General features: G+C 68.4%; 21 protein-coding genes. 11 read left to right on the top strand and 10 right to left on the bottom strand.

From position 1 onward, the window contains the following. Positions 1–4 precede the first annotated feature (4 nt). The 5 genes from MNR00_RS14015 to MNR00_RS13995 form a co-directional block, all read right to left on the bottom strand. Positions 5–238: a hypothetical protein gene (locus MNR00_RS14015; RefSeq protein WP_241926532.1), complete on the bottom strand. Its 234-nt coding sequence runs from the start codon at positions 236–238 to the stop codon at positions 5–7. Positions 239–296: 58 nt separating this feature from the next. Next, positions 297–701: a VOC family protein gene (locus MNR00_RS14010; protein ID WP_241926531.1), complete on the bottom strand. Its 405-nt coding sequence runs from the start codon at positions 699–701 to the stop codon at positions 297–299. Positions 702–750: 49 nt separating this feature from the next. Further along, positions 751–1,158, bottom strand: a complete 408-nt coding sequence (locus tag MNR00_RS14005) for a VOC family protein (protein WP_241926530.1) — start codon at positions 1,156–1,158, stop codon at positions 751–753. Positions 1,159–1,200: 42 nt separating this feature from the next. Then, a complete protein-coding gene (locus MNR00_RS14000) occupies positions 1,201–1,608 on the bottom strand; it encodes a VOC family protein (protein WP_241926529.1) in 408 nt (135 codons plus the stop codon). Between the two features lie 92 nt (positions 1,609–1,700). Beyond that, positions 1,701–2,474 (bottom strand): siderophore-interacting protein, encoded by a 774-nt coding sequence (locus tag MNR00_RS13995; RefSeq protein ID WP_241926528.1) that lies wholly within the window; start codon positions 2,472–2,474, stop codon positions 1,701–1,703. Between the two features lie 123 nt (positions 2,475–2,597). Between MNR00_RS13995 and MNR00_RS13990 the strand changes: the two genes are divergently transcribed. The 4 genes from MNR00_RS13990 to MNR00_RS13975 all read left to right on the top strand — a co-directional run bounded on the left by MNR00_RS13990 (position 2,598) and on the right by MNR00_RS13975 (position 6,479). Further along, complete coding sequence (locus tag MNR00_RS13990; protein ID WP_241926527.1) at positions 2,598–3,605, top strand: ABC transporter substrate-binding protein; 1,008 nt, start codon at positions 2,598–2,600, stop codon at positions 3,603–3,605. Positions 3,606–3,666: 61 nt separating this feature from the next. Continuing rightward, positions 3,667–4,677 (top strand): iron chelate uptake ABC transporter family permease subunit, encoded by a 1,011-nt coding sequence (locus tag MNR00_RS13985; protein WP_241926526.1) that lies wholly within the window; start codon positions 3,667–3,669, stop codon positions 4,675–4,677. Between the two features lie 9 nt (positions 4,678–4,686). Next, the gene (locus MNR00_RS13980) at positions 4,687–5,727 is read left to right on the top strand and encodes an iron chelate uptake ABC transporter family permease subunit (RefSeq protein WP_241926525.1); all 1,041 of its coding nucleotides are present in this window, start codon (positions 4,687–4,689) and stop codon (positions 5,725–5,727) included. Next, positions 5,724–6,479 carry an ATP-binding cassette domain-containing protein gene (locus MNR00_RS13975; protein ID WP_241926524.1) on the top strand — a complete coding sequence of 252 codons (756 nt, stop codon included), beginning with the start codon at positions 5,724–5,726 and terminating at the stop codon, positions 6,477–6,479. Before MNR00_RS13980 ends, MNR00_RS13975 begins: the two co-directional genes overlap by 4 nt. A gap of 16 nt (positions 6,480–6,495) precedes the next feature. On the opposite strand, the gene MNR00_RS13970 is transcribed toward MNR00_RS13975, so the two are convergent. Then, positions 6,496–7,440, bottom strand: a complete 945-nt coding sequence (locus MNR00_RS13970; RefSeq protein WP_241926523.1) for a DNA-3-methyladenine glycosylase 2 family protein — start codon at positions 7,438–7,440, stop codon at positions 6,496–6,498. Positions 7,441–7,563: 123 nt separating this feature from the next. Next, the gene (locus MNR00_RS13965) at positions 7,564–8,253 is read right to left on the bottom strand and encodes a winged helix-turn-helix domain-containing protein (protein WP_241926522.1); all 690 of its coding nucleotides are present in this window, start codon (positions 8,251–8,253) and stop codon (positions 7,564–7,566) included. A 339-nt stretch (positions 8,254–8,592) separates the two neighbouring features. Between MNR00_RS13965 and MNR00_RS13960 the strand changes: the two genes are divergently transcribed. The 4 genes from MNR00_RS13960 to MNR00_RS13945 all read left to right on the top strand — a co-directional run bounded on the left by MNR00_RS13960 (position 8,593) and on the right by MNR00_RS13945 (position 13,777). Beyond that, on the top strand, positions 8,593–8,901 hold the full coding sequence (locus tag MNR00_RS13960) for a GNAT family N-acetyltransferase (RefSeq protein ID WP_241926521.1): 309 nt from the start codon (positions 8,593–8,595) through the stop codon (positions 8,899–8,901). A gap of 11 nt (positions 8,902–8,912) precedes the next feature. Next, on the top strand, positions 8,913–9,377 hold the full coding sequence (locus tag MNR00_RS13955) for a DIP1984 family protein (RefSeq protein WP_241926520.1): 465 nt from the start codon (positions 8,913–8,915) through the stop codon (positions 9,375–9,377). Between the two features lie 243 nt (positions 9,378–9,620). Beyond that, positions 9,621–10,799 carry an exonuclease SbcCD subunit D gene (locus MNR00_RS13950; protein ID WP_241926519.1) on the top strand — a complete coding sequence of 393 codons (1,179 nt, stop codon included), beginning with the start codon at positions 9,621–9,623 and terminating at the stop codon, positions 10,797–10,799. Next, positions 10,799–13,777 (top strand): SMC family ATPase, encoded by a 2,979-nt coding sequence (locus tag MNR00_RS13945; protein WP_241926518.1) that lies wholly within the window; start codon positions 10,799–10,801, stop codon positions 13,775–13,777. The genes MNR00_RS13950 and MNR00_RS13945 overlap by 1 nt, the downstream gene beginning before the upstream one ends. A gap of 3 nt (positions 13,778–13,780) precedes the next feature. Here the strand turns inward: MNR00_RS13945 and MNR00_RS13940 are convergent, their stop codons facing one another. Continuing rightward, positions 13,781–14,338 carry a nucleoside phosphorylase gene (locus MNR00_RS13940; protein WP_241926517.1) on the bottom strand — a complete coding sequence of 186 codons (558 nt, stop codon included), beginning with the start codon at positions 14,336–14,338 and terminating at the stop codon, positions 13,781–13,783. 66 nt (positions 14,339–14,404) lie between these two features. Between MNR00_RS13940 and nadE the strand changes: the two genes are divergently transcribed. The 3 genes from nadE to MNR00_RS13925 all read left to right on the top strand — a co-directional run bounded on the left by nadE (position 14,405) and on the right by MNR00_RS13925 (position 19,728). Further along, positions 14,405–15,217 (top strand): ammonia-dependent NAD(+) synthetase, encoded by an 813-nt coding sequence (nadE, locus tag MNR00_RS13935; RefSeq protein WP_277884370.1) that lies wholly within the window; start codon positions 14,405–14,407, stop codon positions 15,215–15,217. A gap of 255 nt (positions 15,218–15,472) precedes the next feature. Then, positions 15,473–18,913 carry a bifunctional RecB family nuclease/DEAD/DEAH box helicase gene (locus MNR00_RS13930; protein ID WP_241928856.1) on the top strand — a complete coding sequence of 1,147 codons (3,441 nt, stop codon included), beginning with the start codon at positions 15,473–15,475 and terminating at the stop codon, positions 18,911–18,913. 44 nt (positions 18,914–18,957) lie between these two features. Then, positions 18,958–19,728 carry a hypothetical protein gene (locus MNR00_RS13925; RefSeq protein WP_241926515.1) on the top strand — a complete coding sequence of 257 codons (771 nt, stop codon included), beginning with the start codon at positions 18,958–18,960 and terminating at the stop codon, positions 19,726–19,728. A 35-nt stretch (positions 19,729–19,763) separates the two neighbouring features. Here MNR00_RS13925 and upp read toward each other — a convergent pair whose 3' ends face one another. Next, positions 19,764–20,396: a uracil phosphoribosyltransferase gene (upp, locus tag MNR00_RS13920; RefSeq protein ID WP_241926514.1), complete on the bottom strand. Its 633-nt coding sequence runs from the start codon at positions 20,394–20,396 to the stop codon at positions 19,764–19,766. Between the two features lie 9 nt (positions 20,397–20,405). After that, the gene (locus MNR00_RS13915; protein ID WP_241926513.1) at positions 20,406–20,555 is read right to left on the bottom strand and encodes a hypothetical protein; all 150 of its coding nucleotides are present in this window, start codon (positions 20,553–20,555) and stop codon (positions 20,406–20,408) included. Between the last annotated feature and the right edge of the window lie 74 nt (positions 20,556–20,629).

Below are 20,629 nucleotides of genomic sequence, written 5' to 3'. Positions count from 1 at the left end.
GCGACTACTCGCGGTCGAGGCCGAAGGTGCGCTTCACGAGCGCCTGCACGTCGCGGTCGATCCCGTCGATTCGCGTGTTGACCGCATCGAAGTGGGCATTCATCTCGGTGCGCATTCCGCCGATCTCCGCACGCAGGACGCGGACGAAAAGTGTGGAGACCACGGTCAGCATGCCGAACATGAGCGCGCAGAAAGCGCCGATCATCGTCCAGATCTGTGCATCGTTCGTGAACTCCACTCCCTCATCGTTGCATCGATGGGTCGAGGCCGCTACCGAGGGGGATCGGAGCGCCGAGTCAGCTCCCGTCCCAGCCGGCCGGGTTGTGCATGACCTCGATGCGGATGCCGTTGTCGTCCTCCACGAATGAGGCGTAGTAGCGCTCGGTGAACCGTGGGTACTCCTTGGGCTCTCGCACCGCTGTCCACCCGGCATCCAGTGCGACCTGGTGCAGTTGATCGACCTCGTCGCGGGAGTCGACGGCGAATGCCAAGTGCTGCCAGCCGATCCTTCCGTGCACGTGCGGGCCGGGCTCCCGCGCCGGATACAGGAGTAGCTCGGGTTGCCCCGGCTGCCGCCAGTACGCGTGGTCGGGTGCGTTGTACGCGCGGGTGTATCCCAGGGCCGAGAAGACCGGATCGAGTTGCGCGGATGCCCGGGGAACGTCATCGACGCTGATGCCGAGGTGATCTATTGTCGCCATCATCACAGTGTGTCGGATGCCGCCGACATTCGACGCCTGAGCCGATAACTCACCCGTCGTCGCGTGGCGGATTGTGCATGAACTCGATGCGGATGCCACTGGCGTCCTCGACGAATGACGCGTAGTACCGTTCGTTGAAGCGGGGGTAGAGCTTCGGGTCGCGCACCGCCGTCCACCCGGCGTCGAGCGCGACCGCATGCATCCGCTCGACCTCAGTGCGCGAGTCCACCGCGAACGCGAGGTGCTGCCACCCGACTCGCCCGTGCACGTGCGGGTCCGCGCCCTCGTCGCGCGGCGCGAACACGATGATCTCGGTCTCACCCTCGCGGTACCAGGCGGCCGAGTCGACCTTCGAGCCCTCCCACTCGAACCCGAGCGCCTTCAGCACCGGGTCGAACTGCGCGATGCCGCGGGTGAGGTCGGTGACGGTGATTCCGAGGTGATCGAGAACAGGCATTCAGGCAGTATTCCTGATGCCGTGGGCGATCACAATCGAGCGTCAACCGTCGACCGACACCATCCACGCCACGCCGTAGCGGTCGGTGAGCATGCCGAAGTCGCCGCCCCACGGCGCGGCGGCGAGCGGCACGGTGATCGATGCGCCGTCCGACAGTCCATCCCACGCTGCGCGCAGGCGGTCGGCTTCGGAGCCGCTGAGCGACACCGAGACGCCCTGCGGGGCCTGGTACTCCATGCTGCTCGGGGTATCTGATGCCATCAGCACCATGCCGTCGTCGGTGATGAGCTGTCCGTGCATCACGTGCTCGGCCTCGCTCGGGTCGTATCCCATGCCGGGCATCGACCCGAAAGTGGAGATGTCGAGCGTGCCGCCGAGCACGCGCTGGTAGAACTCGAGGGCTTCGCGCGCGTTGTCGCGAAACGAGAGATAGGGGTTGAGAATGGCCACGGTCGGCTCCTTCGGCGCCAGAATTGTGGATGCCCGCCGCGACTGCGGCAGGGCATCATTCTCACCCCGGGCGCCGGCCGATACAAGCCCATTCAGTGCGGTGCGTGGTACTCCTCTTCGCCGCGCTTCCAATACCCCTTCACGACCGCCTTCGACACGTCGACGCCCCACCGCTCGAGCAATGCGCGGCCGGGCTTGACGATGGCCTGTTCCGCAGCGATGAAGCAGAACGGATCCTCGCCGACAGCATCCGACGCCGTCAGCCCGTCCAGGAACGTGACCAGCGCGGAGCCGGCCGGAGCCTCGCCACGGTGAACCCACTCCACCTCGACGGGAGCGTCGAGCGGCACCTGATCCGCGGCCGACGGCGCCTCGATCACGACCCGCGCCGGCACGCCAGCCGGGATCAGAACTGCGAAGCGGCGGATGGCCGGGATCGCCGTCTCGTCGCCGACCAGCATCCACGAACCAGGCTCGCCCTGCAGCACCGCGGAGCCCCGAGGGCCACCGACGCCGACGAGCGAACCGAGGGGCGCGGATGCTGCCCATGGCGCCGCCACGCCCTGATCGCCGTGCACGGCGAACTCGACATCGAGCCAGTCATCGCCCCAGGCCAGCGGAGTGTATTCGCGGCTCGGTGCGGCGCGCATCTCGTCGACAGATGTCGGCTCGGCGCCGCCCGCTGGGAAGAACAGTCGCATGTGGTCGTCGGAGCCGAGCGAAGCGAACCCCTCGAGATCCGCACCGGTCAGCCGCACCCGCACGTAGTTCGGCGCCAGCCATTCGCGCGCGCTCAGCGTGACGAATCTGAACCGCAGATCCAGTCCGTGACGCTCCAGCATGAAACTCGATTTCACTTCGCTCATAAAGTAAGGCTAACCTAATTCTGGCCGAAGTCAGGGTGCCCTAACTCCGGCCGCATCCGTGCCTAGTGCCCCGTGCCAGCGCACCCCGCCCCCGCTCCTCGGAGCAGAAACGGAGTTCCCCGCATGTCCGTGCCTCGAATCCTCGCCGGAACCAGTCTCGGCCTCGTCAGCCTGCTCGCACTCGTCGGCTGTGCCGGCGCGACCGCCGAGGAACCCGCAGAAAAGGCGGAACAGGCGAGCACGGTCACCGTCGAGGACAACAACGGCTCGCACGAGATCGCGACTCCGCCGACGTCGGTCGTCGCCACCGACAACCGCACGTTCCAGACGCTGTCGGACTGGGGCATCGAGCTGACCGCAGCAGCCGTCGCGCTGATGCCCGAGACGGTCGATTACGTCAATGACAAGAACATCATCGACCTCGGCACGCACAACGAGCCCGACCTCGAGTCCGTCGTCGCGGCCGCCCCCGATCTGATCATCAACGGCCAGCGCTTCACGCAGTACCAGCAGGACTTCGAGAAGCTCGTGCCGGACGCCACGGTGCTGCAGCTCGACCCGCGCGAAGGTGAGCCCCTCGACGCCGAGCTCAAGCGTCAGATCACGGTGCTCGGCGAGGTCTTCGGCAAGCAGGACGAAGCCAAGAAGCTCACGGATGACTTCGATGCCGCCGTCGAGCGCGCGAAGGCCGCCTACCGCGACACCGACACGGTGATGGCCGTCACCACCTCGGGCGGAGAGATCGGCTACATCGCCCCCGGCGTCGGCCGCACGCTCGGTCCGATCTTCGACCTCATCGGGCTCACGCCTGCGCTCGAGGTCGAGGGAGCGACCGACGACCACCAGGGCGACGACATCTCGGTCGAGGCGATCGCCGAGTCGAACCCGAGCTGGATCCTCGTGATGGACCGCGACGCCGTGTTCGCCGCGGATGACGCGAGCTACGTGCAGGCCGCCGAGATCCTCGAGGACTCCGAGGCGCTGGCATCCGTCACCGCCGTTGGTAGCGACCAGATCGTCTACATGCCCACCGACACGTACCTCAACGAGGGCATCCAGACGTACACGACCTTCCTCAACGACTTCGCCGACGCGCTGGAGAAGTCGGGCGAGAAGGCTGCGAAGAACTGACACGCTCGGCGACGGCATCCGACCGGGAAGCACTCGGTATCGGATGCCGTCGCCACATCTCATGACCACGACAAGTGCCATCGCGTCGCAGGACGCGACCACGCCGCCGCCCCGATCGACCAAGGGGCGGCTTTTCGACGTCAAACTGCTGATTGGCATCCTGTTCGTCGCAGCCCTGCTGGTCGCGTCGCTGTTCACCGGCGTCTACGACATCGCAGGCAGCAGCGACGGCGGCGAGATGTTCCTGATCACCCGCGTTCCGCGCACCATCGCGCTCGTCCTCGCCGGCGCCTCGATGGCGATGGCCGGCCTCGTCATGCAGCTGCTCACGCAGAACCGCTTCGTCGAGCCGACGACCACGGGCACGACGGAATGGGCCGGCCTCGGGCTGCTCACCGTGATGATCCTCGTGCCGCAGCCGTCGATCCCGCTGCGGATGACCGCCGCGGTGATCGCCGCGTTCATCGGCACAATGGTGTTCTTCCTGTTCCTGCGCCGCGTCTCGCTGCGCTCGTCACTGATCGTGCCGATCGTCGGGATCATGCTCGGCGCGGTGGTCGGGGCGATCTCGACCTACCTCGCCCTCGCGACCGACATGCTGCAGAGCCTCGGCGTCTGGTTCGCCGGCAGCTTCACATCGGTGCTGCGCGGACAGTACGAGATGCTCTGGATCGTCGCGATCGCGGCGGTCGTCATCTTCATCGTCGCGGATCGGCTCACCGTCGCCGGCCTCGGTGAGGAGATCGCCACCAACGTCGGCCTGAACTACAACCGGATCATCCTGCTCGGCACCGTCCTGATCGCGGTCGTGACGGGAGTGGTGACCGTCGTCGTCGGCATGCTGCCGTTCCTGGGACTGATCGTGCCGAACATCGTCTCGATGGTGCGCGGTGACGACCTGCGAAGCAACCTGCCGTGGGTGGCACTGCTCGGCATCGCCATCGTGACGGTCTGCGATCTGATCGGGCGCACCATCATCATGCCGTTCGAGGTGCCCGTCTCGCTGATCCTCGGCGTCGTCGGCGCCATCGTCTTCGTGCTTCTTCTTCTGAAGCAGCGGCGGCGCGGGTAGGTGGCGCGGATGCTGAAGAAGATGAATGGGATGCCGGCACGTGCCCACTCCGGTCGTGCCGGCACGTTCGCGACCCCGGCCAAGCGTCGCCGGTACATTCTCGTGCTCTCGGTGCTCATCGCGCTGTCGGTGTTCTTCGCTGTGGGCCTGCTCGCCTGGGGCAACCCGATGCCGTTCGGCACCGACGGATTCTGGCGCATCGCCGAGCTGCGCTTCACGAACGTGACGGTCATGCTGGTCGTCGCCGTCTGCCAGGCGGTCGCCACCGTCAGCTTCCAGACCGTGACGACCAACCGCATCATCACCCCGTCGATCATGGGCTTCGAGTCGCTGTACCGCGTGGTGCAGACCGGCTCGGTGTACCTGTTCGGCATCGCGGGGCTGGTGGCGTTCCAGGGGCTGTGGCAGTTCGGACTGCAGGTCGCGATCATGGTGGGTCTCGCGATGCTGCTGTACGGCTGGCTGCTGACCGGGCGCTACGCGAACCTCGAGGTCATGCTGCTGATCGGCATCGTCATAGGCGGCGGACTCGGCGCGATCGCCACCTTCATGCAGCGCCTGCTCACGCCGAGTGAGTTCGACGTGCTGGCAGCCAAGCTGTTCGGCAACATCTCCAACGCCGACGCGTCGTACCTGCCTCTCGCGATACCGCTGTGCGTCGGGGCATCCGCTCTGCTGTGGATGCGCGCGCGACGACTCGACGTGATGGCGCTCGGTTCCGATACCGCGAACTCGCTCGGGATCAACCACCGTCGTGAGCTGATGATCGTGCTGTTCCTCGTCGCTGTGCTGATGGCGACCTCGACGGCGCTGGTCGGGCCGATGACGTTCCTCGGGTTCCTCGTCGCGACGCTCGCGTACCAGTTCGTCGACGCGCACGATCATCGACTGATCCTGCCAGTGGCCGTGCTGACGGCCTTCACGATCATCGCGGGTGCGTACTTCCTGATGCGCAACGTGTTCTACGCCGAGGGCGTCGTCTCGATCATCATCGAGCTCGTCGGCGGCATCGTGTTCCTCATCGTCATCCTCAGAAAGGGCCGACTGTGATCACCATCGAGGGCGTGCGCCGCGAATACAGCGACGAGGTCACGATCGGGCCCGTCGACCTGATCATCCCTGCAGGGGGGATCACGGCGCTGATCGGTCCGAACGGTGCCGGCAAGTCGACGCTGCTGACCATGGTCGGGCGGCTGATGGGGATGGATGCCGGAGCCATCGAGGTGGCCGGATACGACATCACCAAGACCAAGTCGGCTGACCTGGCGAAGATCGTCTCGATCCTGCGGCAGGAGAACCATTTCGTCACGCGGCTGACCGTGCGGCAGCTGGTCGGCTTCGGACGCTTCCCCTACACGAAGGGCAGGCTGAACACGGCTGATGAGGAGATCATCAGCCGTGCGATCGACTTCTTGGCGCTCAGCGAGCTGGAGGGTCGCTACCTCGATGAGCTCTCGGGCGGGCAGCGTCAGCGGGCGTACGTCGCGATGGTGCTAGCGCAGGACACCGAGGTCGTGCTGCTCGACGAGCCGCTGAACAACCTCGACATGAAGCACGCCGTCACGATGATGACGCAGCTGCGACGTGCCGCAGACGAACTCGGACGCACGATCGTGATCGTGCTGCATGACATCAACTTCGCCGCACGATACGCGGATCACATCTGCGCGATGCGCGACGGACGAGTGGTGGAGTTCGGCCCGCCGGCCGAGATCATGAACGACGCCGTGCTGACCGGCGTCTTCGATACCCCGGTGCAGGTGGTCGACGGCCCGCACGGGCCCCTCGCCGTCTACTACTGACGCGTCCGCGTTTCGCTCAGCGGCGGCGGTGATCCTCGGGGGCCAGACGAGGGCCGCGGCGGGGCTCGCGAATGCCGGAGGCATAGATCAGCCGGATGATCCGCTGCCGGTGCCCTGCCCACGGCGCCAGCAGTTCCAGCATCCCGGCGTCATCCGTGCGCGCACCGGTCAGAGCGAAGCCGACCTCGTGCGGCAGATGGTAGTCGCCGATGGCGACGGCGTCGGGGTCGCCGAGCGCGCGCAGGCGCGTCTCGGCCGAGGTCCACAGGCCGACGCCGGGCAGGCTCGTCAGCACCCGGTCGCGGCCGGCGCCGTCGGATGCCAGCGTCAGCGCCCGCACGATGCTCGGCTCACGTGCGGCGGCCTGCACGATGGTGCGCGACTGCGGCGGCTCGACACCGGCGCGCTGCCATGCCCACGATGGAATGGTGCGCCAGATCTCGGGCGGGGGCGCCGCGAACATCGGTCGCGGCGTTGGACCCGGCGCGCGTTCGCCGAAACGGCTCACCACGTGTCGCCACGCGCCGAACGCCTGCAGCCCGGTGACCTTCTGCTCGAGCGTCGCGCCGGCGACGGCGTCGAAGACGCGGTCGGTGCGCGGCAGTCGGATGCCCGGATTCCGGCGCGCCACGTCCGTCAGCATCGGATGCTGCGATACATCGAACCCGGTCGGGTCGTCGTCGGACCCGCAGAGCCTGGGCGCGGCGTCGAGGGCCTCGGTGGCACCGTCGCCCCACGCGGCGGCATGGACGCCGTCGGATGCCTGGCGCAGGCAGAGCGTCGCGATCCCGGCATCCGTGCGGAACGCCATCCAGATTCGCGCCCCGTCGATGACCATGGTCGGATCCCCTGGGCCGCGCACCAGTATCCCGACTGTCTGCAGGAGGTCAAGCGGATGCCCAGGGCGGTAGACGGTCTGCTGCGCGTGCTGGTGCTGCGCAGCATCCGCCGTCTGAGTCATGTCGGCAACCCTACGCGCGGTTCCTGACACCCCTGCCTATCGTCCACACCCCTGCTCGCGGACGTCCGCAGCTGGGGGTGTCGACAACACCTGGGGGTCTCGGCGGAACTGAAGCCGGACGGGTCAGAAGCGGTCGGGCGAGGGGGTGCCGTGGCCGTAGCGGATGACGACGTCGGCGTGGCGGTCGAAGCGGTAGCCGACGCCGCGCACGGTGCGCACGATGTCCTCGTGGCGGCCGAGCTTGGCGCGAAGGCGACGCACGTGCACGTCGATGGTGCGCTCGCCAGGGGCCTCCTCGTCGGACGATGCCTGCCACAGCGCCGAGACCAGCTCGCTGCGCTCGATGGTGCGCCCCTCGCGCAGGACGAGGTACTGCAGCAGCTCGAACTCCTTGTAAGTGAATGCGGCGGAGTCGCCATCGAGCAGCACGCGCTTGCGGGAGATGTCGACGACGACGCCGGCATCCTCGTCCTTCTCCTCTTCGACGGCGGCCTTGGCGCGGGCGATCGCGCCTGGTTCGTGAAGGGCGAGGCGGACGACGTCGAGGTCGCGGCCGCCGGATGCCTGCGGTGCGAGTGCCACGGTCGCGTGGGTCTCGGCACCAGGGGCGAGCTCGGCGATGGTGCGACGCAGAGCGTCGACGAGGACGGGAAGGCTCACACCGGCTGCGGCGGCCTTGATCTCGTCGATGCCGACGTACAGGGCGAAGCCTCTGGGCGATCTGACGGAGGGCAGGTCGGCTGCGGCGTCGGCGGGGGAGATGACGCGGACGGGAGCGGTGACGGGGCGATCGAGAAGTGCGGTGGTCGACATGATGATGGATCCTTCAAGGATGCGAGAGCCGGCGGCTCTGGATGTGATGCACGAATGACCGGGCGGAGCCGGTAGGGAATGAGCGCGAAGGGTGGGCGCTCGAGACTCGTCCCTCAGATGAAGGGATCAACAGCGAGTCAGGCTGGGTGGTTGCGCCTTAGCAACACATTCGGCAACACATGCCAACGCGACCGGGCATCATCATCCCGGCAGTCCCGTTCGCCTCCTGGGCGGACATGGGGCGTGCGTTGGTGGTCATGGGGGCGATTATGACTGAAATTAACCCGCCGTGTCAAAACGTGACGATCCAGTGTCGGAAACACGACGTAACGTGGAGGCGTGACATCTCCCGCTGCTGCTACTGATTTCGTGCTTGTCAATGAGAAGGATGCCGGTCGTTTCACCCTCACCAGAGGTGGGGTGCTGGTGAGCGTGCTGGACTACCGCGACGACGGATCCACCGTGGCTCTGACGCGTGCGTTCACGATCCCGACCTACCGTGGCCACGGGTACGCTGCGATGGTCACGGCCGGCGCCGTCGCCGATATCGAGACCCGTGGCGACCGTCGTGTCGATCCGGTCTGCTGGTACGTGGCCGAATGGTTCGAAGACCACCCCGAGAAGCAGCACCTGCTGCGCACCCGATGAAGGAGCGGCCCATGAGACTCGCCGAAGCCCTTGCTGCCCGCGCTGACCTGCAGCGCCGCATCGAGCAGCTGCGCGCGCGGATCGGCGACAACGCCCGTTACCAAGAGGGCGAGGAGCCGGCCGAGGACGCCGCGGCGCTGCTCGCGGAGGCGGATGCTGCACTCGACCAGCTGCGCGATCTCATCCGCCGCATCAACGCGACCAACAGCAGCGTCGTCGTCGACGAAAATGGCACGATGACCGATGCGCTGGCGACACGCGACGTGCTGCGCATGCGGCACTCGCTGTTGACGGATGCTGCGGCCGCCGCATCCGGTGCGGGCAGCGGCTACATGCGTCAGATGCGCTCGGAGCTCCGCCAGTTCTCGGCGCTGCCGGTGGCAGAGCTGCGCACCCGCGCGGACGACGTCGCGCGCGAACTGCGCGAACTCGACAGTCGGATCCAACAGGCGAACTGGGGGAACGACCTGGCATAGAGCGGAAGTCGGTAGTCAAGACGAAGCGGGCACACCCCCTTGACCGACGGGGCAAGTCGGTCTGCAGGGCGGAGGGCAGCCCATCCATCGCATGATGCAGCCCCGCACCCTGCACCGGTGACAGCGCACAGCGCACGTCGCATCACCTCGTGCCGGTCGTCGTGATGAGGGTGGGTCAGGGGACCTTCCGCTCGGACGGCACGCCTCAGGGGCAATGTCAGAGGCCGTCCGTACCGTGTGAGTATGCGCATCCTGCACACCTCCGACTGGCACATCGGTCGCACGTTCCACGGGCACTCCACGCTCGTGGCGCTGACCGGCGTGCTGGGCGCCCTGGTCGCCCAGGTTCGCGAGAACGCGGTCGACGTGGTGATCGTCGCCGGCGATGTGTTCGACTCCGCAACGCCCGCAGCGCCCGCGTACACGCTGCTCGATGAGGCGCTGCTCGCGCTGCACGAGACCGGTGCCACGGTGATCATGACCAGCGGCAATCACGATTCGGCCGCGCGACTCGGCTTCCACTCCCGGCTGCTGCGCGACGGCATCCATGTGCTCACCGACCCTCTCGCGATCTCCACGCCGATCACCGTGCACGATGCACACGGACCGGTGCAGTTCTTCGGCATCCCGTATCTTGAGCCGGCCATCGTCCGCCAGCACTGGCGGGCGGAATCGGATGCCACGGGCGAGGCGCCCGCGCTGCGCACGCAGGCGCAGGTGATGCACCACGCGATGGATCTGGTGCGGGCAGGAATGGCAGCGAACCCCGGGCGGTCGGTCGCCGTCGCGCACTGCTTCGCCGCAGGTGTCGATGTCACCGCAGGACTCGAGCGCGAGGTGCGTCAGGGCGGACTCGACCTGGTGCCCCTGACGTCTTTCGACGGCCCCGACTATGTGGCACTCGGTCACATCCACGGACGTCAGCAGCTCAGCGACCGCGTGCGGTACTCGGGGGCACCCCTGCACTACAGCTTCGGCGAGCAGCACAAGGAGCGCGGCTCGTGGCTGATCGATCTCGACGCCGACGGCCTTGTGTCGACCGAGTGGCTGGCGCTGCCGGTGCCTCGAGCGCTGGCGACACTCACCGGCACCCTCGACGAGATCCTCGCCGACGCGAATGTCGTCCAGCATGCCGATGACTGGGTGTGCGCGATCTACACCGACGCCGTGCCGCAGCACGAGCCGATGCGGCGGCTGCGCGAGCGGTTCCCGTTCTGCGCGCTGGTGCAGCACCAGCCCGAGACGTCAGGGGCCGCCGACGAGCGCTCCTACGCGCAGCGGCTGCGCACGGCGGTCACCGACATCGAGCGCATCGAGGCGTTCCTCGTGCACGTGCGCGCCGGCCACGGCGCGACTGAGCGCGAGGCCGAGCTGATCCGCGAGGTGCTGGATGACCGGGTGCGCGCCGAGGCGCTCGTCTGATGCGGCTGCACCGTCTCGAAGTCGAGGGCTTCGGACCGTTCCGCACGCGTCAAGTCGTGGACTTCGACACATATGCCGATGACGGCATCTTCTTGATCGCCGGTCGCACCGGCGCGGGCAAGTCCAGCATCCTCGACGCGGTGTGCTTCGGTCTGTACGGCGGAGTGCCGCGCTACGACGGCGGCGAGAAGCGCCTGCGCAGCGACCACTGCGAACCAGAGGATCCGACCGAGATCGTCGTGGAGTTCAGCACCGTCGCCGGGCGCTACCGCGTCACGCGGTCACCCGCGTACGAGCGGCCGGCCAAGCGCGGTGGCGGCATGACCACCCAGCAGCCGTCGGCGCTGCTGGAGCAGCTCATCGACGACGAGTGGATCGGCCTCGCGGCCAGAGTGGTCGACGTCGCGACCGAGCTGGATGACATCCTGCAACTCAGTCAGGAGCAGTTCCTGCAGGTGATCCTACTCGCGCAGAATCGCTTCGCCGACTTTCTGCTGGCCGACAGCAAAGAGCGCCAGGCACTGCTGCGGCGACTGTTCGGCACCGGGCGCTTCTCTGACTTCCAATCGCGGTTCGACGAGCGCCGACGTGCGGCCGAGCAGGCCCTCAGCGGACGTCGGGCGACGGTGGATGCCAGGCTGGACGAGGCCGAGCGCGTCGTCGCCGAGGCTGAGCTGTGGGGTGACGACTCCGATGCTGCACCGGATACGACGGATGCCAGGATCGCCCTGCTGCGCCGCGCGATCACCCGCGCGGACTACCAGGTCGAGCGTCTTGGCACCGAGCGCGCTGAGGCTGAGAGATCGCATGCCGCGGCCGACACCGCCCTGGCAGTGCTGAAGGAGCAGCGGCAGGCGCAGCAGGATCGCGATCGGGCGCGGGCGGCGCTGGCGGCTCTCGACGGGCAAGCCGACGAGATCTCGGCTGCCGCTGCGCGGCGTGACCGCGGGCGTGCCGCCGAGTCGCTGCGCAGTCTGATCACCGCCGCGACGCGGGCAGCGGCAGCGGTGGCCGCGGCTGCACAGACGGAGACGGATGCTGTCGCCGCGGCGTCGGCAGCCGGTGTGCAGGCGGACGGCGCAGAGCAATTCCGCACCTTCGCCTCAGAGCGCACGCGTGAGAGCGGAGCTTGGCAGCAGGCCGCCGACCTCGAATCGTCGACGGCAGCGCGTGCGGCAGCACTGGCCTCTGCGCAGCGCGCTGCAGAATCAGCATCCGACACCCTTGCTGCTCTCGACACCGAGCGCGACACGATCCCCGCGCAAGTCGCCGATCTCACCGCGGTGCGCGATGCCGCACGGCGCGACGCCGACCGCGTCGAAACCGCCGCGCAGGCAGTCGCCCTGGCTGAGCAGCGCAGCTCTGCGGCACAGGAGAGCACGCGGCTCGCCGAGGCGATCGCCGTCGCCGCGCGTGCAGAATCTGACGCCACCGAGGCGCACACCAGCGCGCAGGCCGAACTCGCCCAGCTGCGACGGCGGCGGCTGGACGGATATGCGGGAGAGCTGGCGTCGGCCCTCGTGCCGGGTGAGCCGTGCGCCGTATGCGGATCGACAGAGCACCCAGCACCGGCGGAGCACGCCGACCCGGTCTCCGCCGACGACGTCGCCGCGGCAGAGCGCATCCGCGATGCGGCGGCTGAGGCCGAGCGCGCGGTCTCTCGCGATCTCGCGACCCACACCGCTGCGCTCGCTGCCGCAGCGGAGCGTTCCGCGGGGCTGAGCGTGGAGCAGGCGGCCGCTGAGCTCAAGACCGCACGCACCGCCAACGACGCGGCGGTCGTGGCGGCCGAGCGCGCCGCCGCGCTGACCCGCGATCTCGAGGCACTGACGCTGCGGCAGGCTGATCTCGAAGAGCGCCGCACCGTGGCATCCGACGCACTGGGCGCTGCTTGCACGGCGCTCTCGCTCGTCGAGCAGCGGATTGCCGACGCCGACAGAGCCATCGCGACCGCCCGCGGCGACCACGCGACCGTCGCCGAGCGCCTCGGCGAGGCACGGCGTCAGATCGGGGCGGCGAACTCTGCCGCCGACGCGATCGACGCACATCTCGACCTCGCGGAACGGGCTGAAGCTGGGCTGCACGAGCGCGACGAGGCGCTCACGGCGTCGATCTTCGACGATGTGACCGCGGCTGAGCAGTCGCTGCTCGGCGCTGCGGAGATCGCCGCCCTCGATGACCGGGTCACCGCGCATCGCATCGCCCGCGAGAAGGAGCGCGCACTGCTGCTCGACCTCGAGATGCGCGTTCTGCCCGAAGAGCCGATCGCCCTCGCCCCTGCAGAAGAGTCCGCCGCCTCTGCCCGAGCGACGTGGCAGCGAGCGGTCGACGCCGACAGTCTGGCGCGAGGCGTGCAGAAGAGCTTGGCGGCGACCGTCGACTCCGCAGCATCCGAGCATGCAGCCTCAGCGGCCGTCGCGGAGGAGTTCGAGGTGCTCCGAGGGCTCGCCGACGCCTTGGCCGGGCGTTCCGGCAACACGCACAAGATGAACCTCGAGACCTTCGTGCTCGCCGCTGAGCTCGAAGAGATCGTCGCCGCCGCCAACCTGCGCCTGCATGACATGTCGGCGGGACGCTACCAGCTGCAGCACTCCGACGCGCTGGCAGCGAGAGGTGCGGCATCGGGGCTGGGCATCGTCGTCTTCGACGCGTTCACCGGGCACACCCGACCGGCGAAGTCGCTCTCGGGCGGCGAGACCTTCCTGTCATCGCTGGCACTCGCGCTCGGCCTCGCCGAGGTCGTCACGGCGCGCGCCGGTGGCATCCGACTCGACACGCTGTTCATCGACGAGGGCTTCGGCTCGCTCGACGCCGACACTCTCGAGACCGCCATGCGCACGCTCGACGAACTCCGTCAGGGCGGCCGCACGGTCGGTGTGATCAGTCACGTCGAGGCCATGCAGGAGCAGATCCCGGCACAGCTCACGGTGCGGGCGCTGCCCGACGGGCCGAGCGTGATCGAAGGGGCCAGGGGCTGAACGTCAGAGCGCGTACTCGCGCTGCATGAAGTCCCACAGCTGCGCGCTGCAGGCTGCGACGACCTCGTCCCACACTTGAGTCGCGCCGTCCTGCGCGCTGTCGGAGACGACGCGGACCACGCGGATCGGCACCGCGAACTGCTGCGCCACCCAGACGAACGCGAACGTCTCCATGTCGACGAGCACGCCGCCAAGCGAGCTGATCCGCGCGACAGCATCCGCGTCGTCGACGAAGATGTCGCCCGTCGCGATCGTGACGCCGGCGCGCCCCGTCTCCACTCGTGCCGGCAGCGAGACGTGCTGGCCGATGACCCCATCGAGATCCTGCACATCGTGCTGGATCGCGGCGCTGACATCGTGGATGCCAGAGGCGACGGCATCCGACACAGTGCCGGCCGTGCCGACGACGACGATCTCGTCGTACTGCGCAGCGTCCAGCGCGCGGGTCAGGCCGTACGTGGCCATCATCTTGCCTGGGCCGGTGACGAGCCGGTCGAACCCGGGCAGCTCGGCGGGGAAGGCCTGCAGTTCGGAGGCGAGGGCGGCGACGAGGAGTTTCACGTGTCCATCCTTTCAGGTGGAGACTGGGTGCAGGTGAACGCCCCGACGAGAGGACAATCCGTGAGCATGCAGCAGCAGATCGCCGCCGACCTTGGCGTGCAGCCCGACATCGATCCGGCTGCGGAATCGGATGCCAGGATCGACTTCCTCGTGGAGTACCTGCGCTCGACCGGCGCGAAGGGATTCGTGCTCGGCATCTCGGGTGGTCAGGACTCCACGCTCGCCGGGCGGCTCGCCCAGCTCGCGGTCGAGCGCGTGCGCGCCGGTGGCGGTGCGGCGTCGTTCCTCGCCGTGCGCCTGCCGTACAAGGTGCAGGCCGATGCGGCGGATGCTGAGGCGGCGCTGGCGTTCATCGCCGCAGACCGTGCGGTAGAGGTGAACATCCAGCACGGGGTCGACGGGGTTGAGACCGACATCGAGCACGCCTTCGACTCGGATATCTCGGACTTCAATCGGGGCAATATCAAGGCTCGCATCCGCATGGTCACGCAGTACGCACTGGCCGGGCACGACGGGATGCTGGTCATCGGCACCGACCATGCCGCTGAAGCGGTGACCGGCTTCTACACGAAGTTCGGCGACGGGGCCGCCGACGTCCTGCCACTCGCGGGGCTCACCAAGCGGCAGGGACGTGCCCTCATGCAGCACCTCGGCGCCCCCGAGCGGCTGTATCTGAAGGTGCCCACCGCTGACCTGCTCGACGGGCAGCCCGGCCGCGCCGATGAGGACGAGCTCGGACTGACCTACGAGCAGATCGACACGTACCTCGAGGGCGGCGACGTGCCGGCCGAGGCGGCCGCGCGCATCGAGTCGAAGTACCTGGCCACGCGCCACAAGCGGAACCTGCCTGTCACCCCGCACGACACCTGGTGGCGCTGAGTCGCTTCTGTTGCTCACCCCGCGGGAGGCAATGGCGTCGCAGATTGTCGTCTGGTGGCATGTCTGGCGACCATATGCGACGCGAGTACGGCGAGTAGTGGCCACGCAGGTAGTGGGCCGGGCAGTGTCGGCGGCCGGGGATAGTCTCGGAGCAGGCAAGGGAGAGGTGGCACGGTGCGGGTCATTGCAGCAGAGAATCGCGTGGTCTGGAGCGCCAGCGACCTGAAACTCGCGGCGGAGTGCGAGTTCGCGTGGATGCGAGCGCTCGACGCGAAGCTGGGCCGCGTTCCTGCGGTCGAAGAGCCCGAAGACGCCACGCTCGCTCGCGCCGCCAAGCTCGGCGACGCCTACGAGCTGGCCGTGCTGCAGAACTACCTGACCGAGCACAGCGAGTCGGTCGACGGCGGTGCGGGTGTCGCCGTGCTGCCGAAGGTGAATTCGACGGATGCCGAGGCGCTGGCATCCGTCGTCGCCGACACCGAGCGCGCACTGTCGACGGAAGCCACAGTCATCTTCCAGGCCGCATTCTCGACCCCGGAGTTCGTCGGCTTCGCCGACTTCCTGCTGCGCGACGCCGACGGCCGATGGCGCGTCCAGGACTCCAAACTCGCCCGAACGGCCCGCGCCACCGCGCTCATGCAGCTGGGGGCATATGTCGACCAGCTCGACCGCCTCGGCATCCCGCGCAGCGATGAGGTCGACCTCATCCTCGGCGACGGCACGATCAGCACGCACCGCGTCGACGACCTGCTGCCGCTGTTCCACGTGCGACGCGCCCGCCTGCGCGCGCTGATCGCCGATCGCGATGCCGACGCCGGCGCGACAGGAGAGCCGCTCGCCTGGGGTGACGACCGAGGCGACCTGCAGATCACAGCCTGCGGCCGCTGCGCCACGTGCGACGAGCAGGTGATCGGACACCGCGACCTGCTGATGGTGGCGCGCATGCGGCCGGCGCAGCGCCAGCGGCTGCGTGCCGCGGGCATCACCACGATCGATGATCTCGCGATGGCATCCGACGCGCCGCAGGGGATGAACTACGACGCATTCGCGGCGCTGCGCGCACAGGCACGGTTGCAGGTCGGCGTGCCTGTGGCATCCGACGTGCCACCGTTCGAACTCATCTCGCCGAACGCGATCGGGCTGATGCCCCGGCCCAGCCATGGCGACATCTTCTTCGACTTCGAAGGAGATCCGCTCTACACCGAGCCTGTTGCCGACGGCGAGAACGCGCAGTGGGGAATCGACTACCTGTTCGGCTGGACCGACAACGCCGAGCAGTACTCGGCGCTGTGGGCGCACACGTTCGCCGACGAGAAGCAGGCGCTGCTCGACTTCCTCGAGTTCGTGAAGCTGCGCAGGCAGACCCATCCCGACCTGCACATCTACCACTACGCGCCGTACGAGACCTCTCACCTCGCGGCGATGGCCGCGCGGCACGGTGTGGGCGAGGCCGATGTCGACCGGCTGCTGCGCGAAGGGGTGTTCGTCGACCTGTATCCGATCGTGCTGCGCTCGGTGCGGATCGGGTCGCGTTCGTACTCGATCAAGAAGCTCGAGCCGCTGTACATGGGCGAAGAGGTGCGCACCAGCGACGTGCAGAAGGGCGACGACTCGATCGTTCAGTACGTGCAGGCCAGAGGGCTGATCGAGACCGGACAGCAGGCCGATGGGCAGCGGATCCTCGACGACCTCGCCGACTACAACCGGTACGACTGCGTCTCGACCAGGCGGCTGCGCGACTGGCTGATCGGCCTCGCCAAGCAGGAGGGTGTGCTTCCCGCGCCGCCGGACGATCCCGAGACCGCAGCGTACGAGCCCTCGCCGCTCTCGCTCGCCCTGCAGGCCGAGGCGCTGCGTGCCGAGCACGAGGGACGCAGCGGCGCCGAGTTCCGCGTCGCGGCGGCCGCCATCGACTACTACCCGCGCGAAGCGAAGAGCTTCTGGCAGGGACACTTCCAGCGGCTGCGCGAACCGCTCTCGATCTGGGAGTCCACGCGTGACGTGCTGCGCATCGACGCAGGAGCGAGCTCGGTCGACGAGGACTGGGGTGTGGGCGAGCGCCAGCGCTCGCAGACCCGCGTGATCCGTCTGCGGGGCGAAATCGCACCGGGCAGCACGATCAGCGCCGGCGGCAGTCCGTTCGCCCTGTACGCCGTGCCGACGCCGTTCGCGGCGGATGCCCCGTCGCGGGTGATCCATGTGCCGCATGCCGTGGAGGTGATCGAGGTTCTCGACGACGGCTACGTGGTGCGCGAGCGCGCGATCGATGGCCAGATCTGGGATGAACTGCCTCTTGCTCTCGCCCCGGCCGCCCCACCGCGCGTCGCCTCGCAGCAGCAGGCGATCGAGGAGTGGGCGGGGGCGGTGCATCAGGCGGCACCGGACTTCCCCCGAGGCGCCGCCACTGACATCCTTCGGCGCATCGCCCCGCGCACGCTCTCGGGCGCCGGGCTCCCCGAAGCCGGCGACGACACCATCGACGCCATCGTGCGCGGCATCCTCGACCTCGACGACAGCTATCTGGCCGTGCAGGGTCCCCCTGGCACCGGCAAGACCTACACCGGGTCACGGGTGATCGCGCGGCTCGTGCGCGAGCACGGCTTCCGCATCGGCGTGGTCGCGCAGTCGCACGCGATCGTCGAGAACCTGCTCGAGCGGGTCGTCGCCGATGGCGTGCCCGCCACGCAGGTCGCGAAGGCGCCCAAGGACCCGGATGCCGCAGCGCCCAGCTACACCGTGATCCGCAAGGACGGCATGGCCGGTTTCCTCGCCGAGCATCCGCTGGGCGGTGCGGTCGTCGGAGGGACGGCCTGGGACTTCAGCAACACCCGTCGCGTCGACAGGCGAGGGCTCGACCTGCTGGTGATCGATGAGGCGGGACAGTTCTCGCTGGCATCCACCATCGCCGTCGCGGCCGGGGCGAAGCGGCTGCTGCTGCTCGGCGACCCCCAGCAGCTGCCGCAGGTGAGCCAGGGCGTCCACCCCGAGCCGGTGGACACGTCGGCGCTCGGCTGGGTGATGGACGGCTCGTCCGTCATCGACCCCGCATACGGGTACTTCCTCGCGCAGTCCTGGCGCATGCATCCGGCCGTCGCCGCTCCCGTCTCGCACCTCGCCTACGCCGGACGGCTGGCGTCAGCGGCCGGCGCCGAGACGCGCGTGGTCGACGGCATCGCGCCCGGCCTGCACGTCGTGTCAGTGCGGCACCGCGGCAACGCGACCCAGTCGCCGGAAGAAGCGGAGGAGGTCGTGCGCATCGTGCGCGATCTGATCGGCCGCGAATACGTCGACGGGATGGAGGATGCTGCGCCGAGGCCGCTCGAACAGGCGGACATCATCGTCGTCGCGCCGTACAACGCCCAGAAGCAGCTCATCCATGAGCAGCTGATGGCCGCCGGGTACGGGGGAGTGGCGGTCGGCACGGTGGACAACTTCCAGGGCAAGGAGGCGGTCGTCTCGATCACGTCGCTGGCAGCCTCCAGCGGGCGCGACGCGCCCCGCGGCCCGGAGTTTCTGCTGCTGCAGAACCGTCTGAACGTGGCGATCTCGCGGGCGATGAGCGTGGCGTACCTGGTGCATTCACCTGCGCTGCTCGATGATCTGCCCTGGACTGCCGAGGGCGTGGCAAGGCTGAGCGCGTTCGCGCACCTGGTCGGAGCGGATCGTGACAGTGAGGTGCTCGCCGGAGTGCACTGAGCCCGTCGGAGTGCACTGAGCTCGGCGAATGCTAAATTGCTAGCATGCACAGCCTTGATGACGTCATGCGGGCTTCCGCCGCGTGGGTGTGGTTCCCCCGTGGCAGCGAGCAGCACAAGGGCGAACTGCAGCTTGTCCGCTATCCCGCTCGCTTCGGCGGTGGCGTGAAGGCCTCGCAGGTCGACTCCGACCTCGACGCTGAGGCTGTGCTCGAGGACGCCATCGCACGCACGCGGGCGTGGGGTGAGACCGAGCTGATGTTCTGGACGAACGCGTCCGACCGGCCGGATCTCGAAGACGAGCTGCGACGGCGCGGTGCCGAGCACTTCGACACGCTCGCCGTGCTCGCCCGCCCGATCGTCGGCACGCCGATCGACGTGCCGACGGATGTGACATCCGAAGTGGTGAGCACTCTCGATCAGATCCGTGAGCTCGACGCCATCAACGTCGCGGTGTGGGAGCACCAGGATCCGCTGACCGAGCGGGGCCTCGCCGACGAGCTTGCCGAGGTCGAGGCCGCACTGGCATCCGGCGAAGGCGGGCGAATCCTCGCCCAGGTCGACGGCGTCGCCGTCAGCACCGGCGGATGCACCGTGATCGACGGATTCGTGCGGCTCTGGGGAGGAGCGACGCTTGCGGATTCCCGCGGCCGGGGCGCGTATCGCGCCGTATTGGCCGATCGCATGCGCCTCGGCGCCGAGTTCGGCGCGAAGACGGCGCTCGTGAAGGGGCGGATCTCGACGTCAGCCCCGATACTGGCCCGCGCAGGATTCGCGCACTACGGCGACGAGCGCGGCTACCGGCTAACGGTCTAGCGCACCAGCGCCGTGCACACGGCGCCGAGAAGGACTCAGACGGTGCCGTAGAGCCGGTCGCCGGCGTCGCCGAGGCCGGGCACGATGTAGCCCTTCTCGTTGAGGCGCTCGTCGACGGCGCCGAGCACGAGCGTGACGTCGCGGTCTCCGACGAGCTTCTCGATGGCCTCGAGTCCCTCCGGGGTGCCGAGCAGGCAGATGGCAGTGACGTCCTTCGCCCCGCGGTCGAACAGGAACTGGATCGCCGCGCCCAGCGAGCCGCCGGTGGCGAGCATCGGGTCGATGGCGAAGCACTGCCGGTCGCTGAGGTCCACCGGCAGCCGCTCTGCGTACGTCGTGGGCTCGAAGGTCTCATCGTCGCGGACCATGCCGAGGAATCCGACCTCGGCGGTCGGCAGCAGCTTCACAAGACCCTCGAGCATGCCGAGACCGGCGCGCAGGATCGGCACCACGATGGGGCGCGGTTCTGAGATCTTCACGCCCATGGTGGTGGTCACCGGAGTCTTCACCTCGACGGGCGTGACGCGAACGTTGCGCGTCGCCTCATAGGCGAGCAGGGTCACCAGCTCTTCGGTCAGCTGACGGAAGACGGGCGACGGAGTGTTCTCATCCCGCAGCACCGTGAGCTTGTGAGTGATGAGCGGGTGATCGGCCACATGAACGCGCATGAATACAGGCTACTGGCCTGCGGCCTTCGCAGCAGCACGAGCTTCGCGACGGGCGCGCCACATCGCGTTCGTCTTCTTGGCGTTGAGGGTCGTGATGACTGCGACCAGCAGCGCCGGAAGGGTGACGATCATCATGATGTACAGACCGGGGTTTTCCATGTCTTCGACGCTACGGAGGATGCGCGACTCGGGCATCCCCCGTCCGGAGGAAACTTCTCGTCCCCCCGCGGCGC

The organism is Microbacterium sp. H1-D42 (assembly GCF_022637555.1).
In the GTDB taxonomy this organism is placed as follows: domain Bacteria; phylum Actinomycetota; class Actinomycetes; order Actinomycetales; family Microbacteriaceae; genus Microbacterium.
Note: the sequence above shows the minus strand (reverse complement) of the source record. Positions and strands in the feature narration are given on the sequence as shown.